Origin of the sequence: Bradyrhizobium sp. SZCCHNRI1009 (assembly GCF_032487575.1) — a bacterium.
In the GTDB taxonomy this organism is placed as follows: Bacteria; Pseudomonadota; Alphaproteobacteria; order Rhizobiales; family Xanthobacteraceae; genus Bradyrhizobium.
The window spans coordinates 1-14,202 of the sequence record NZ_JAUEUL010000038.1; the positions used below are offsets into that span (position 1 = coordinate 1).

Here is a 14,202-nt window from a genome sequence, read left to right on the forward strand (position 1 = left end):
GGCGAACGCCGGGACCCATAACCCCAGGGAGTGGTTTGGGGCACACGGGACGACCCGTCTTTTCCAACCGCGATATCACGCGGTATGGGTCCCGGCGTTCGCCGGGACGACGGCGGAGGATGTGGGAGCACCGCGCCCCTCACCGTCCATCCGCCGCGTCAGGCCGCCACACCAGGAGCCGCCGCTCCACCAGCGTGACGCAGATGTCGATCAGGATGACGAACGCCGACAGCACGAACATGCCGGCGAACACGCCGGCGACGTCGAAGATGCCTTCGGCCTGCTGGATCAGATAGCCGAGGCCGGCGGCCGAGCCGAGATATTCGCCGACGACGGCGCCGACGACGGCGAAGCCCACCGACGTGTGCAGCGACGAGAACATCCAGGACAGCGCCGACGGCCAATAGACGTGGCGCATCAACTGCCGCTCGCTCATGCCGAGCATGCGGGCATTGTCGCGCACCACGGTCGAGACCTCCTTCACGCCCTGATAGACGTTGAAGAACACGATGAAGAAGACGAGCGTCACGCCGAGCGCGACCTTGGACCAGATCCCCAAGCCCAGCCACAGCGTGAAGATCGGCGCCAGCACCACGCGCGGCAGCGCATTGGCCATCTTGACGTAGGGATCGAACACGGCGGCCACCAGCGGCTTGCGCGCGAACCAGAAGCCGACCAGGACGCCGCCGAGCGAGCCGATCGCGAACGCCAGGACCGATTCCCACAGCGTGATCGCGAGGTGCTTCCAGATCGAACCGGTCGAGAACCATTTGACGACCTGCGCTGATACGTCGACCGGATTGGAGAAGAAGAACGGCGGAAGCCAGATGCGTCCGAACACCGGCACGGTGGCGAAGAACTGCCACAGCGCAATCGCGACGATGGCGACCAACAGCTGCAGCGCGAGCAAACCGAGACGCGACATTCAAGCCGCCTCGCGCTGCGTGAGGGGTCCACGGCCGACGCCACTTGCGCCGCTGCGCTCCCTCCCCCCTTGTGGGGGAGGGCTGGGGAGGGGGGTCCCCCAACCACCAGTCTTTCCGGGGTACCCCCCTCCCCGACCCTCCTCCACAAGGGGGGAGGGAGCGCACTGCACGCGCCGAAACAGCGGGGCTCCCACGAAGCTCATTGCCGCCCCCATCACACCGCCTCCGCCTGCTTGTAGGTCTTCTCGACCTCCGTCTTCAGCGTCTGCCAGATCTCGCGATGCAGCTCATGGAACTCGTGCTTCATGCGCACCTCGAAGATGTCGCGCGGACGCGGCAGGGTCACGCGCCAGTCGCCGATGATGCGCGAGGCCGGTCCCGCCGACATGATGACGACGCGGTCGGCGAGCGCGATCGCCTCCTCCAGATCGTGAGTGACGAACAGCACCGCCTTGCGGTCGGCATTCCAGAGATCGAGCAGCAAATTGCCCATGATCTGCCGGGTCTGCGCGTCGAGCGGCCCGAACGGCTCGTCCATCAGGATGATGCGGGGATTGCGGATCAGCACCTGGGCGAGCCCGACGCGCTTGCGCTGGCCGCCAGACAGCATGTGCGGATAGCGGTTGCCGAAGGCGCCGAGGCCGACCGAGGTCAGCCATTGCTGCGCCTTGGCGGCCGCATCCTTCGACGGCGAGCCCGCGACCTCGAGCCCGATCGCGACGTTCTCCAGCGCGGTCTTCCATGGGAACAACGCATCGGCCTGGAACAGATAGCCGGCGTCGCGATTGAGGCCGGCCAGCGGCTGGCCGAAGATGCGCACCTGGCCGGCGGCCGGCTTCAGCAGTCCCGCCGCCACGTTGAGAAGGGTGGATTTGCCGCAGCCGGTCGGCCCGACGATGGCGACGAACTCGCCGTCGGCGACGGCCAGATCCGCCGTCTCGACGGCGGTGTAGGTGCGTCCGCCGGCGAGACGGAATGCCACCGTCGTTCGCTCCAGCGCGACCGCGGCGGCCGTGGGCATCGTCACGTCCAAGTTCCTCCCCGGAGAATGGCCGGGACGGCTTAGCCGCTTGCGCGGCGAAGTTCAACGCGCGGCCCGGACGTGCTAGGTCATCTGACTGAGCCCAAGGCCAACACCTCCGCCAACACCTCGGCCAACCGTTCCGCAAGGCCGCATGCCGCGCACGCCGTTCATCGTCTACGCCAACGTCCGCAAGGGCTTTCCTGGTCCGTCGGTCGCCGTGACCGCGGTCGACGGCGTATCGATGGAGGTCGCCGAGGGTGAGTTCCTGGCGATCGTGGGCGGCTCCGGCTCGGGCAAGACCACGCTGCTGCGGCTGACCAACCGCCTGATCGAGCTGGACGGCGGCGCGATCCGGATTGCCGGTGAGGATATCGCCGGCCTCGATCCTGTCAGCCTGCGTCGCCGGATTGGCACCGTGTTCCAGAACGGGGCGCTGTTTCCGCACATGACGGTTGCCGCCAACATCGGCATCACCCCCAGGCTGCTGGGGACCCCGCCGGCCGAGATCGCCACGCGCGTCGGCGAGCTGCTCGACCTCGTGCGGCTCGACCGCAAGGCCCATCGCGACCGGCTGCCGCACGAGCTCTCCGGCGGCCAGCGCCAGCGCGTCGGCGTCGCCCGCGCGCTCGCGGCGCGGCCGAAGATCGTGCTGATGGACGAGCCGTTCGGCGCGCTCGATCCGCTGACGCGTGATGCGCTCGGCAGCGACTACCGCGCCCTGCATGAGCAGTTCGCGCTGACCACGATCATGATCACGCACGACATCACCGAGGCCCTGCTGCTCGCCGACCGCATCGCAGTGATGCGCGGCGGACGCCTGATCGAGATCGGCACGCCGGCCGAGCTCGCGGCCAGCCGCGAACCCTACGTGACGGAGCTGATGACGACGCCGCGCCGGCAGGCGGCGCGGCTGGCCGCGCTGCTGCCCGAAAGCGGCGCAGCATGAGCGCCCTGTCCGATCCACGCTTCACCGAGGCGCTGTCGCATCTCCCTGACTATCTCGGCAGCCATCTGCGCGTGAGCCTCGCCGCGCTGGCGCTCGGCCTTGCCGTGAGCTTTCCACTGGCGCTGCTCGCGCGCAATCGCCCTGCCCTGCGCAATCTGCTGCTCGGCGCGGCAAGCGTGGTGCAGACGGTGCCGGGACTGGCGCTGCTGGCGCTGTTCTATCCGCTGCTGCTGGCGCTGACGGCACTCACCTTGCGCTGGTTCGGGCTCTCGTTCTCGGCCTTCGGCTTCCTGCCCGCGGTGCTGGCGCTGGCGCTGTATTCGATGCTGCCGGTGCTGCGCAACACCATCACCGGGCTGAACGGCGTCGACGCAAGCCTGATCGAGGCCGCCAAAGGCGTCGGCATGACCGAGCGCCAGGCGCTGACGATGGTGGAGCTGCCGCTGGCGCTGCCGGTGATCATGGCCGGCATCCGCACCGCCGCGGTGTGGGTGATCGGCACCGCGACCTTGTCGACGCCGATCGGCCAGACCTCGCTCGGCAACTACATCTTTGCCGGATTGCAGACCCAGAACTGGGTGCTGGTCGTGTTCGGCTGCGTCGCCGCCGCCGTGCTGGCGCTTGCCATCGATCAGTTGCTGGCGCTGATCGAGGATGGCCTGCGCAGGCGCAGCCGTGCCCGTGTCGGGCTTGGCACCGCAACCATCGCGCTCATGGTCGGCGCGAGTCTCCTGCCCTCGCTGGCCGGCGGCTCGGCAGCCTACGTGATCGGCGCCAAGACCTTTACCGAGCAATATGTGCTGTCGGCCTTGATCAGCGAGCGGCTGCAGGCATCCGGCCTCTCGGCGACGACGCGCGCCGGGCTTGGCTCCAGCGTGATCTACGAGGCGCTGAAGAACGGCGACATCGACGCCTATGTCGACTATTCCGGCACGCTGTGGGCCAACCAGTTTCACCACAAGGAGCAGTTGCCGCGCGCTGCGCTGCTCGGTGCGCTGAAGCAGGATCTCGCCAAGGACAAGGTGAGCCTGCTCGGCGAGCTCGGCTTCGAGAACGCCTACGCGCTGGTGATGCCGCGCAAGACGGCCGAGGCGCTCGGCATCCGCTCGATCGCCGACCTCGCGCGTCACACCAGCGACATGTCGATCGCCGGCGACTACGAGTTCTTCTCGCGCCCGGAATGGGCGGCCTTGCGCGACGCCTATGGCCTCGCCTTCCGCGCCCAGCGCCAGATGCAGCCCGACTTCATGTATGCCGCGGCCGCCTCCGGCGAGGTCGACGTCATCGCCGGCTACACCAGCGACGGCCTGATCGCGAAATATGATCTCGTCGTGCTCGACGATCCCAAGCAGGCGATCCCGCCTTACGACGCGATCCTGCTGCTGTCGCCGAAGCGTGCCCAGGACCGCGCGTTGCAGGATGCGTTACGACCGCTGCTCGGCCGCATCGACATCGCGACGATGCAGCAGGCCAATCTGCGCGCCTCGGGCAGCGACGCGGAGTCCTCGCCGCAGGCGGTGGCGCGCTGGCTGTGGGCGAAGATCGGGAAGTAGATCATCCGCTTTCCGAGTTCTGCCTGATCGCTCCCGACGTCACGACTGCTTGTCCGGCCAATTCAATCGCAATCATCTCGCGCGCGCGAGCCCGATAAGGGCTCTTGCAGAGCGAGCGAACGTGTTCGAGCCACAACGCCCCGGGGACCGCGCATATCATCAGTTAAACTTATAAGATTGACTTCATAACTGACCTGCCATAGCCTTGCGGCATGAGCCGACAGTCACCCCGGAAGGTCCCCCCGCCCGCTACCCATGCCCTGGCTGGCGAGCTGCGGGCGGTCGCCGGCAAGCTGAAGCGCCGGCTGCGCGAGCAGGCTGACGCGGGCGATCTGCCGCCGTCTCAGGTATCGGTGCTGCTTCGCCTCGAAAAAGACGGGCCCACGACGGCCTCGCATCTCGCGCGGATCGAGGGGATGCGGCCGCAATCGATGGGGCCAATCATTGCAGCGCTGGAAAGCGCCGGCCTGGTGCGCGGATCGCCGGACCCGGGGGACGGCCGGCAGACCATCCTTTCGCTGACAGAGGCATGCCGCGTCCGGATCGACGAAGGACGCGCCGCGCGGCAGGACTGGCTGTCGCGCACCATCGCGGCGCGGCTCTCGCCAGCGGAGCAGCAGCAACTCGCTTCAGCCATCGTGCTGCTCAGGCGCCTGGTCGACGACTGACGCGTGACGGCCGCGCGCAAACGCGCGCCGCGTGCAAGAGGAGATCATCAATGGCGCTCACGCAGCTCGATCTGCATACCGCGCTCATCGTTGTCGATCTGCAGAAAGGCATCGTCGGCGCATCCTTGCTGCATCCGATCGGCGAGGTCATCGCATGCGCTTCCGCCTTGGCGGAACGTTTCCGCGCGCTCAGGCTTCCGGTCGTGCTGGTCAATGTCGCCGGCACCGCCCCGGGACGGACCGAGCGGCCGCCACGTCTCACCGCGCCGTTCCCTGCGGACTGGGCCGATCTCATCCCCGAGCTGAACCGGCAACCGCACGACATCGTGGTGACCAAGCGGACCTGGGGCGCCTTCGCCAGCACCGATCTGGAGACACGATTGAAGGCGCGCGACGTGACGCAGGTGGTCGTTGCCGGCGTGGCCACCGGCACCGGCGTCGAGTCCACGGCGCGGCAAGCGTATGAGCAGGGCTTCAACGTCACGCTCGCCGTCGACGCCATGACCGACACGCGCCCCGAGGCGCACCAGTACAGCCTCACCCATGTCTTTCCGCGACTGGGCGAAACCGGCACGTCTGCGGACATCATCCGACTGCTCGACGCGAGGACCCCCTGACATGACCTGGCTTGATCTCTTTTCCTATTTCTTCGGCGGCGCCTTCCTGGCCAACGCCGTTCCGCATGTCGTGGCCGGCCTGATGGGTCAGCCGTTCCAGAGCCCGTTCGCGAAACCTTCGGGACGCGGCCTCTCCTCGTCGACGGTGAACGTGCTCTGGGGCCTGTTCAACGTCGCCGTCGGCTATCTGCTGGTCTGCCGCGTCGGCGATTTCGAACTGAGAAACACAAGCGATGTCGTGGCTCTCGGCCTCGGCTCGCTCGCCATCGGCCTGATGCTCGCGCGACACTTCGGCGCGCTCCATGGTGGCGATCTGCGGAAGCGATCATGACGGGCAAGGCGCCGGGCATGTTCCGGTCGCTGCACAAGTTCAACTACCGGGTCTGGGCGGCCGGCGCGCTCGTCTCCAATATCGGCACCTGGATGCAACGCACCGCCCAGACTTGGCTGGTGCTGATCCAGCTCACCTCGCATAACGCGTCCGCCGTCGGCACGGTGATGGCGCTGCAGTACGGGCCGCAGCTCCTGCTGTTACCTCTGACCGGCTACGTGGCCGACCATTTCAATCAGCGACGGGTCTTGATCGCCACCCAGGCGACGATGGGAGCGTTCGCGCTCATCCTCGGCCTTCTCACCGTGACCGGCGTCGTCCAGCTCTGGCAAGTCGACGTGTTCGCATTCCTGTTCGGCTGCGCGGCAGCCTTCGACGCTCCGGTGCGCCAGACGTTCGTCGCCGAGTTGGTCGGGAACGACGATTTGCCCAACGCGATCGCGCTCAACTCGACATCGTTCAACGCCGCGCGGATGATCGGCCCGGCAATCGCCGGCATGGTGATCGCCGCGTTCGGCACCGGCTGGGCCTTCCTGATCAACGGCGCGTCGTTCATGGCCGTGCTGGCGTCGTTGAACCTGCTCCGCATCGCCGATCTGCGTCCGAACCCGCGGGCGCAGCACGCCAAGGGAAACGTCCTGGCGAGCGTCACCGCCGGCTTTCACTACGCATGGTCCCACCCGGAGCTCCGGGCCACTTTGATCATGCTCGCCCTGATCGGAACTTTCGGGCTCAACTTCCAGATTTTCGTCTCGACAATGGCGATCAAGGTCTTTCACAGCGATGCACGCGGCTACGGCCTGTTGTCCTCGGTCATGGCCGTCGGCACGGTTGCCGGCGCCCTGTTCAACGCCAGCCGGCGCAGGCCGAGATTTGGCGCGCTGCTCGCAGGCAGCGGCCTGTTCGGACTAGGCTGCACGCTGGCCGCGCTCGCCCCGACCATCTGGCTGTTCGGCGCCGCGCTCGTCGTCATCGGCGTCGCGGCGCTCATGTTCACCAACACCACCAACAGCCTGATGCAGCTTGCGACCGAGCCCTCCATGCGCGGCCGGGTGATGGCGCTGCGCGTCGGCGTCGCACTCGGCGGCACGCCGATCGGCGCGCCGATCGTGGGCTGGGTGGCCGACAGCCTCGGCCCGCGCTGGGCACTCGGCGTCGGCGCGGCGTCAGGTCTCGCTGCCGCGCTCGTTGCCATCGCAGCGATGCGAACGCCGCATCGAACGTGATCTCACATCCCCGGCTCGATCGGCTTCTCGACCGCGCCGCCGCTCTCGGCCCAATCCTTGAACGCGCCGACATTGAAGACCTTGTCGTAGCCGAGGTCCTTCAGCGTCTTCCCTGCCAGCGCCGAGCGGCCGCCGGAGGCGCAATACAGAATGACGCTCTTGTCCTTGCTGAAATTCTTGTCGTGATAGGGCGAGTCCGGATCGGCGCGGAATTCGAGCATGCCGCGCGAGACGTGATGCGCGCCTTCGATCTTGCCGCTCTTCTCGACCTCTGGCGCATCGCGCACGTCGAGGACGAGCGTATTGCCCTTGGCGATCATCGCCTGCGCCTCGGCCGGCGCGATTTTCGGCACCGCGGCGTTGGCGGCTTCCAGCATCTGCTTGACTGAGGTCGACATCGATTTCCTCCCGGACGTTGACGAGACAGCGGTAGCGGTCCGCCGGCCGGTTCACAACCCTCGATCAGGGGACAGGCGCGGGGCGCAGCAAAGGAAACTGCAGCCGCTTTGTCCACATAGTGGACGATCATAGCCGAAAATAACAAGCATATGGACTCCACGGGTGTCATCGGTCATTCTTCAACCATGTCCGTTTCCCGCCCCCTCCCGATCAGCCGCGACCGCGCCGTCGAAACGATGCTCGCGGACAGCGCCAGCGATGCCGCCTTTGCCACGACCCTGGCCAAGGGCCTGTTCGTGCTGGAGGCGTTCGGGACCGGATCGGCGGTGCTCGGCAACATGGACATCTCGGTCCGGACCGGGATTCCACGGCCGACCGTGGCCCGGCTGACCCACACCCTCACCGAGCTCGGTTACCTCTCGTTCGATCAGGCGCTCGCGAAGTATCGCCTCGGCATCCGCGCGTTGCGGATGGCGCATCCGCTGCTCGCCGACATGCCGTTCCGGCAGATCGCGCGGCCGCTGATGCAGGATCTCGCCGCGAGCGTCCGCGGCACGGTGTCGATCGGCCTGCTCGACGGCAGCGCCGTGGTCTATGTCGAGACCGCGCGCTCCGGCGATGTCGGCCCGCATGTTCCGGACATCGGCATGCCGATCTCGGTGGTCGCGACCGCGATGGGGCGCGCCGCGTCGGCGATCCTTCCGCCCGGCGCGGCCGCGCGTTTCGACGCGCAGCTCGCCGCCGGCGACGCCGAGCAATGGAGCGATTTTTCCGCGCTCTATTTCGGCGGCATCACGCAATGTGCCGAGCGCGGTTTCTGCACCTGCATCGGCGAATACATGCCCGCGATTCACGCCGTCGCCGCGCCGCTGCATTACGCGGCCAGCTCCGGCCGCGCCTTCGCGATCAATTGCGGCATTCCCGCCTTCCGGCTGCAGCCGGGCCAGCTCGAGGCCGAGATCGGCCCGCGCATCACGGCGCTCGCCGCCAGCATCCGGGCGCTCATCAACGAAGCCGAGCCCGAGATCATCAGGCGCGCGCCGGAGCCGGCGCTTGCGGCCGAAGCCGGCTGAGACAGGTGCATCACGACATGGCCGGGCCACTCCAGGGTTTGCGCGTTCTCGACATCGCCACGATCATCGCGGCGCCGTTCGCGGCCACGCTGCTCGCCGATTACGGCGCCGACGTCCTGAAGATCGAGATGCCGGGCCAAGGCGACGGTGTCCGCACCTTTCCGCCGTTCAAGGACGGCAAGCCGCTGTGGTGGAAGACCGCCAATCGCAACAAAAGCTTCGCGACGCTCGACCTGCGCACGCCCGACGGGCTCGCGCTGTTCAAGCGGCTGCTGCCGCGCTTCGACGTGTTGATCGAGAACTTCCGCCCCGGCACGCTCGATCGCTGGGGGCTGACGAAAGAGGTGCTGTGGTCGATCCAGCCGCGCCTCGTCATCCTGCGCGCCACCGCGTTCGGGCAGGACGGGCCGTACAAGGACCGTCCGGGCTTTGCCCGCATCTTCGAGGCAATGGGCGGGCTCACCTACATCACCGGCGAGGCCGAGGGCGAGCCGACCCATCCGGGCTATCCGATCGGCGATGCCATCGGCGGCACCTTCGGCGCACTCGGCGTGCTCGCGGCGTTGTGGAAGCGGGCGCGCGATCCCGAGGCGCCGGGCGAGGAGATCGATCTGGCGCTGACCGAGGCTGTCTTCCGCTTGCTCGACGTGTTGCCCGTCGAGCACGACCAGCTCGGCTTCAGCCGCAGCCGGATCGGCAATGCCAACGGCTACTCGGCGCCGGCCGCAGTCTATCGCACCCGCGACGATCGCTGGGTGACGCTCGCCGGCTCGACCAACGCGCTCTACGCCGCCAATTGTCGCGCGATCGATCGTCCTGATCTGATCGAGGATCCGCGCTTCGCGAACAATGCCTCGCGGGTGAAGCATTCGGCCGAGCTCAACGCGATCTTTGCCGCCTGGTGCGCGGCGCATGACCTCGATGATGTCGTCGCGCGCTTCACCGCGGCCAAGGGAACGATCGCGCCGATCTACGCGATCGACCAGATCGCGGCCGATCCGCAGGCGATCGCGCGCGAGATGATCACGCGCGTGCCCGACCGCGATTTCGGCTCGGTGGCAATGTCGAACGTCGTACCGCGCTTTGGCAACGATCCGGCGGCGCTGCGCCATGCCGCGGGCGACGTCGGCCAGGACAACCTGGAGATCTATCAGGGCTGGCTTGGACTGTCAGACCAGGAGATGGACGATCTCGCGCGCAGGAAGGTGATCTGACGCGGCGCGAGCAGATACGACCAGGCGCAGCGAAGAACGCGCCGGAGCAGCCCGGACAAGGGATGCAGCAGACAGGGAGATGCGCGATGAGACCGTTGACGATGACGCGCCGTGGCCTGCTCGGTGCCGGAGCCGCGCTGGCCCTGGGCCGCAGCCATCCCGCACGCGCCGAGGGCGAGTGGCCGACCCGCATGGTGCGGCTGATCTGTCCCTATGGCGCCGGAGGCGCCAGCGACATCTCACTGCGCCTTCTGGCGACGGAGTTCGAACATCACCTCGGTCAGCAGTTCATCATCGAGAACAAGCCGGGCGCCGGCAGCCGCATCGCCAACGACGTCGTCGCCCGCGCCGCACCCGACGGCTACACCCTGCTCTACGCCGCTGCGCCCTACGTCACCGCCGAAGCGCTGTTCGGCAAGCTGACCTACGACCCGATCAAGGATCTGCGCCCCGTCGCCGGCACCGTCGTCGCGCCGATCTTCCTGATGATCAGCGCCAACGCGCCGTACAAGACGCTGGCCGAGCTGATCGCCTACGGCAAGTCCAAGCCCGAAGGCCTGACCTTCGCCTCGCCGGGCGCCGGCTCGCAGCCGCATCTCGCCGCCGAGCTGCTGTTCCGCGACGCCAAGGTGACCGGCCTCAACATTCCCTTCCGCGGTGACTCGATGGCCTACACCGAGCTGCTCGCCGGCCGCGTCGACGCGACGCTGACCGCGATCAGCACGGCGCTGCCCTATATCCAGGCCGGCCAGTTTCGCGTGCTCGGCGTTGCCGCCACCGAGCCGAGCGCGATCTATCCGCAGGCGCCGACGCTGCGCGAGCAGGGCCTGCCGAACGTGGTCGCGTCGGGCTGGTACGGCTTCATGGCGCCGGGCGCGACGCCGCAAGCCATCGTCGACCGGCTGTCGCGCGAGATCATCGCCGATCTCGCCGCTCCCGAGGTGAAGCAGAAGCTGTTCGCACAAGGGCTCGACGTGCAGCCGCGCGACCCCACGGCGTTCGGCCAGTTCATCGCCGACGAAACCAAAAAATGGAGCGCGGTCATCCGCGACGCCGCCATCAAGGCCGAATGAGTTTCAAAAAAAATGATCAGGGAGTGGATGTGATGAGGATTGGGACCACTGCGCTGGCCGCGCTTGCTCTGCTGTCGCTCGCCGCGACGGCTTCGGCGGCCGAGAAGAAATACGACACCGGGGCCAGCGACAGCGAGATCAAGGTCGGCCAGACCGTGCCGCTGAGCGGCCCGGCCTCGGCCTATGCCACGATCGGCAAGGCGCAGGCCGCCTATATGAAGATGATCAACGACCAGGGCGGCGTGAACGGCCGCAAGATCAACCTGATCCAGTATGACGACGCCTACTCGCCGCCGAAGACGGTCGAGCAGGTGCGCAAGCTGGTCGAGAGCGACGAGGTGCTCCTGACGTTCCAGATCATCGGCACCGCGCCGAACGTCGCCGTGCAGAAATATCTCAACTCGAAGAAGGTGCCGCAACTGTTCGCGGCCACCGGCGCCTCGCGCTTCACCGATCCCAAGAACTTTCCTTGGACGATGGGCTTCAACCCGAGCTACGTCGTCGAAGGCCGCATCTACGGCCAGTACATTCTCAAGACCCATCCCGACGCCAAGATCGGCGTGCTCTACCAGAACGACGATCTCGGCCGCGACTATCTCGCCGGCCTCAAGGCCGGGCTGGGCGACAAGGCCGCCAAGATGATCGTGGCCGAATCGTCCTACGAGATCACCGAGCCGACGATCGATTCGCACATCCTGAAGCTGAAGGACGCCGGCGCCGATCTGCTGTTCAGCGCCTCCACGCCGAAGCAGGCGGCGCAGGCCATCAAGAAGGTCGCCGAGCTCGGCTGGAAGCCGGTCCACATCGTCGACATCAATGCCAATTCGCTGGGCGCCACCCTGAAGCCCGCCGGGCTCGAGAATGCCAAGGGCCTGATCAGCGTCGGCTACGTCAAGGACCCGCTCGAGGAGGGCTTCAAGAACGACCCCGGCGTGCAGCGCTATCTCGCCTTCATGGAGAAATACTATCCCGACGGCGACAAGGGCTCGAACTTCAACGTCTATGGCTACATCACCGCCGAGCTCCTGGTCCAGGTGCTGAAGCAGTGCGGCGACGAGCTGACGCGGGAGAACGTGCTGAAGCAGGCCACCCATCTCGACCATGTCGAGCTCGGCATGCTGCTGCCGGGCATCAGCATCACGACCTCGCCGACCGACTATCGCGTCAACAAGCAGTTGCAGATGATCCAGTTCGACGGCGCGCACTGGCAGAACATCGGCGGCATCGTCACCGACGCGGCCGCGGACTAGCAGCGGCGGCTGCGCCCCTGACCGGCCGCCCCTCGGCGTCGGCCGGTCACAGCCCCCGGATCAGCTCGGCGTCGATCAGCATGCGGTTGAAGCGGCGCGCCTCGGCGCCGTCGCCGCAGGCGTAGAACACGCCCTTGCAGCGGAGCATGATGTCCTTCTGCTCGGCGAAGGACGGATCCAGCGGAATGCCGGCGGCTTCGAGCGTGACCAGCGGCAGATAGGCGGCATCGATCCTGTCCATCACGACGCCGCTCTGGCGCGGCTCGAAATTGACGGCATTGATCGCGTAATAGGTCTGGTAATAGCGCGGGTCGTAGCTCTCGAGTTTCTCGCCGATGCCGGCCTCGTCGAGCTTGGGATCGAGAATGTGCGGCGAGAACTCCGGCTGGTGATCGCCATAGCGCACGATCAGGAACGGCTGGTCGCCGAACCGCTTCTTCAGGCTGGCGAGGAAGCGCTGATAGTCCGCCGCGCTCATCGCCTGCCGGCGCAGATATTCGTCGATCGCAGGCAGATTGCCGGGCGCACGCCAGGACGGCGTCAAATCGGGCCGGAACGTCGTCTCCCACGGGAAATGGTTGGCGGCGAGATAGACGAACATGAACAGCGGCTTGCCGCGCGGCCGGTGCTGCATCACATCGAGCGCGGCATCGTAGAAGAAGCCGTCGGGCTCGACGCCCTTGGCGCCGAGATCGCGCGCGTCGAGGAAACGATCGACACCGACAGTGGTCTGAAAGCTGCGCGCGCTCATGAAGGCGCCCTGCGCGGGATACAGCGACACCGTGTCGTAGCCGCAATTGCGCAGCGCCAGCGGCAGGCCGCGCTCGACCCGGCCGGACGCAATCCGCGTCACGAAATAGGCGAAACGGCCGAACGAGCGCGACGACAGGCCGGCGAGCACGTTGTACTCGGTGAACCAGCTCGGGCCGCCATTGCTCTCGGCCATGAACTGCCGCGCCTTGCCGTCGAACGACTTGAAGTGGCTGCCATAGCCATCGGGCACCTTGATGCCCTCAGCCGAGCGGATGTCGAAACTGGATTCGTCGTGGATCAGCACGATGTTCGGCCGGCGCGCGGCCGGATGACAGGAATCCGGGACGAAGGCAGCCAGACTTCGATCAGCCGTGGCGTCGGATTCCATGAAGCCGTTGGCGAGGAAGTCCGACACCGCCGTGACGCCGGAGCGCGCGAATTTCGACAGATAGCCGTCGTCATAGTAGCCGCGCCAGGCCTCGTCGCGCCAGTTGAGCGAATACAGCGTCAGCGCCGCGAGGCAGGCGAGCTTGCCGGCGAGCGCCGGCAGCCGCGCGATCCGGAACGGGTCGGCCCACCACAGCAGCCCCAACAGCGGCAACACGACCGCGACGGCCACCAGCACCGACAGCTTGAGATTCGGAAAGATCGTGAACAGGAATGCCGCGCTGTCGTGATCGATCAGCATCACGTCGACGAAGTTCGCGGTCATCTGGACCACAGCGTGCTTGAGCTGCGACAGCAGCACCAGCACCACGACCATGGTCAGCGCCAGCGCGGCCGACACCGCAGGCCGCCGCAGCAGCACCAGCCAGAAGCCGTTCAGGATGCCCCAGGCCAGCACGAAGCCGAGCCGCGAGCCGAAATCGGTCTCGGTGTGCAGCATCAGAGCGAGCGCCGCCACATGCGGCGCGGCGACGGCGGACAGCCGGACGGCGGCAGAGCGTGTTGCGCTCGCCGCGGCGAGCGTGGTGATCGGTTGGTCGTTCGGGGTCAGTGACATCAGCCGGTCGAAAGCAGGCGCCCTTCGCCGGCGCATGCCGACAGATCAAGGAAGCCGATCCTGTCATTCGACCGTAATGAAATCGTCACAAATCACAACAGCCCGGATTTGCACGGAGCCGCGCGCCGATCGTCCGGCATGGCGGA

At 67.1% G+C, this 14,202-nt stretch carries 14 protein-coding genes; 10 read left to right on the top strand and 4 right to left on the bottom strand.

Annotated elements, in window-relative coordinates:
- Positions 1 to 139 precede the first annotated feature (139 nt).
- Both QX010_RS31905 and QX010_RS31910 read right to left on the bottom strand, forming a co-directional pair.
- A complete protein-coding gene (locus QX010_RS31905) occupies positions 140 to 925 on the bottom strand; it encodes an ABC transporter permease (RefSeq protein ID WP_316183547.1) in 786 nt (261 codons plus the stop codon).
- A 215-nt stretch (positions 926 to 1,140) separates the two neighbouring features.
- On the bottom strand, positions 1,141 to 1,947 hold the full coding sequence (locus QX010_RS31910) for an ABC transporter ATP-binding protein (protein WP_316183575.1): 807 nt from the start codon (positions 1,945 to 1,947) through the stop codon (positions 1,141 to 1,143).
- Positions 1,948 to 2,101: 154 nt separating this feature from the next.
- Between QX010_RS31910 and QX010_RS31915 the strand changes: the two genes are divergently transcribed.
- The 6 genes from QX010_RS31915 (at position 2,102) to QX010_RS31940 (ending at position 7,291) form a co-directional block, all read left to right on the top strand.
- The gene (locus tag QX010_RS31915) at positions 2,102 to 2,896 is read left to right on the top strand and encodes an ATP-binding cassette domain-containing protein (protein ID WP_316183548.1); all 795 of its coding nucleotides are present in this window, start codon (positions 2,102 to 2,104) and stop codon (positions 2,894 to 2,896) included.
- Positions 2,893 to 4,449 (top strand): ABC transporter permease/substrate-binding protein, encoded by a 1,557-nt coding sequence (locus QX010_RS31920; protein WP_316183549.1) that lies wholly within the window; start codon positions 2,893 to 2,895, stop codon positions 4,447 to 4,449. Before QX010_RS31915 ends, QX010_RS31920 begins: the two co-directional genes overlap by 4 nt.
- A 212-nt stretch (positions 4,450 to 4,661) precedes the next feature.
- A complete protein-coding gene (locus tag QX010_RS31925; protein ID WP_316183550.1) occupies positions 4,662 to 5,117 on the top strand; it encodes a MarR family winged helix-turn-helix transcriptional regulator in 456 nt (151 codons plus the stop codon).
- Positions 5,118 to 5,167: 50 nt separating this feature from the next.
- Positions 5,168 to 5,734, top strand: a complete 567-nt coding sequence (locus QX010_RS31930; RefSeq protein ID WP_316183551.1) for an isochorismatase family protein — start codon at positions 5,168 to 5,170, stop codon at positions 5,732 to 5,734.
- A gap of 1 nt (position 5,735) precedes the next feature.
- Positions 5,736 to 6,065 (top strand): hypothetical protein, encoded by a 330-nt coding sequence (locus QX010_RS31935; protein WP_315805586.1) that lies wholly within the window; start codon positions 5,736 to 5,738, stop codon positions 6,063 to 6,065.
- Positions 6,062 to 7,291, top strand: a complete 1,230-nt coding sequence (locus tag QX010_RS31940) for an MFS transporter (protein WP_316183552.1) — start codon at positions 6,062 to 6,064, stop codon at positions 7,289 to 7,291. The genes QX010_RS31935 and QX010_RS31940 overlap by 4 nt, the downstream gene beginning before the upstream one ends.
- A 2-nt stretch (positions 7,292 to 7,293) precedes the next feature.
- Here the strand turns inward: QX010_RS31940 and QX010_RS31945 are convergent, their stop codons facing one another.
- On the bottom strand, positions 7,294 to 7,689 hold the full coding sequence (locus tag QX010_RS31945) for a rhodanese-like domain-containing protein (RefSeq protein WP_316183553.1): 396 nt from the start codon (positions 7,687 to 7,689) through the stop codon (positions 7,294 to 7,296).
- Positions 7,690 to 7,875: 186 nt separating this feature from the next.
- Between QX010_RS31945 and QX010_RS31950 the strand changes: the two genes are divergently transcribed.
- The 4 genes from QX010_RS31950 (at position 7,876) to QX010_RS31965 (ending at position 12,300) form a co-directional block, all read left to right on the top strand.
- Entirely contained in the window at positions 7,876 to 8,763 is an 888-nt protein-coding gene (locus QX010_RS31950; RefSeq protein WP_316183554.1) for an IclR family transcriptional regulator, read from the top strand.
- A 17-nt stretch (positions 8,764 to 8,780) separates the two neighbouring features.
- Positions 8,781 to 9,977 carry a CoA transferase gene (locus QX010_RS31955; protein ID WP_316183555.1) on the top strand — a complete coding sequence of 399 codons (1,197 nt, stop codon included), beginning with the start codon at positions 8,781 to 8,783 and terminating at the stop codon, positions 9,975 to 9,977.
- An 86-nt stretch (positions 9,978 to 10,063) separates the two neighbouring features.
- On the top strand, positions 10,064 to 11,050 hold the full coding sequence (locus QX010_RS31960) for a tripartite tricarboxylate transporter substrate binding protein (RefSeq protein ID WP_315805581.1): 987 nt from the start codon (positions 10,064 to 10,066) through the stop codon (positions 11,048 to 11,050).
- A gap of 32 nt (positions 11,051 to 11,082) precedes the next feature.
- A complete protein-coding gene (locus QX010_RS31965; protein WP_315805580.1) occupies positions 11,083 to 12,300 on the top strand; it encodes an ABC transporter substrate-binding protein in 1,218 nt (405 codons plus the stop codon).
- Positions 12,301 to 12,346: 46 nt separating this feature from the next.
- Here QX010_RS31965 and QX010_RS31970 read toward each other — a convergent pair whose 3' ends face one another.
- Positions 12,347 to 14,056, bottom strand: a complete 1,710-nt coding sequence (locus tag QX010_RS31970) for a sulfatase-like hydrolase/transferase (RefSeq protein WP_316183556.1) — start codon at positions 14,054 to 14,056, stop codon at positions 12,347 to 12,349.
- Between the last annotated feature and the right edge of the window lie 146 nt (positions 14,057 to 14,202).

Coding starts and splice junctions, on each gene's coding strand:
- QX010_RS31920 (WP_316183549.1), top strand. CDS start 2,893: ATGAGCGCCCTGTCCGATCCACGCTTCACCGAGGCGCTGTCGCATCTC.
- QX010_RS31915 (WP_316183548.1), top strand. CDS start 2,102: ATGCCGCGCACGCCGTTCATCGTCTACGCCAACGTCCGCAAGGGCTTT.
- QX010_RS31925 (WP_316183550.1), top strand. CDS start 4,662: ATGAGCCGACAGTCACCCCGGAAGGTCCCCCCGCCCGCTACCCATGCC.
- QX010_RS31970 (WP_316183556.1), bottom strand. CDS start 14,056: ATGTCACTGACCCCGAACGACCAACCGATCACCACGCTCGCCGCGGCG.
- QX010_RS31910 (WP_316183575.1), bottom strand. CDS start 1,947: ATGCCCACGGCCGCCGCGGTCGCGCTGGAGCGAACGACGGTGGCATTC.
- QX010_RS31955 (WP_316183555.1), top strand. CDS start 8,781: ATGGCCGGGCCACTCCAGGGTTTGCGCGTTCTCGACATCGCCACGATC.
- QX010_RS31940 (WP_316183552.1), top strand. CDS start 6,062: ATGACGGGCAAGGCGCCGGGCATGTTCCGGTCGCTGCACAAGTTCAAC.
- QX010_RS31950 (WP_316183554.1), top strand. CDS start 7,876: ATGTCCGTTTCCCGCCCCCTCCCGATCAGCCGCGACCGCGCCGTCGAA.
- QX010_RS31965 (WP_315805580.1), top strand. CDS start 11,083: ATGAGGATTGGGACCACTGCGCTGGCCGCGCTTGCTCTGCTGTCGCTC.
- QX010_RS31960 (WP_315805581.1), top strand. CDS start 10,064: ATGAGACCGTTGACGATGACGCGCCGTGGCCTGCTCGGTGCCGGAGCC.
- QX010_RS31935 (WP_315805586.1), top strand. CDS start 5,736: ATGACCTGGCTTGATCTCTTTTCCTATTTCTTCGGCGGCGCCTTCCTG.
- QX010_RS31945 (WP_316183553.1), bottom strand. CDS start 7,689: ATGTCGACCTCAGTCAAGCAGATGCTGGAAGCCGCCAACGCCGCGGTG.
- QX010_RS31930 (WP_316183551.1), top strand. CDS start 5,168: ATGGCGCTCACGCAGCTCGATCTGCATACCGCGCTCATCGTTGTCGAT.
- QX010_RS31905 (WP_316183547.1), bottom strand. CDS start 925: ATGTCGCGTCTCGGTTTGCTCGCGCTGCAGCTGTTGGTCGCCATCGTC.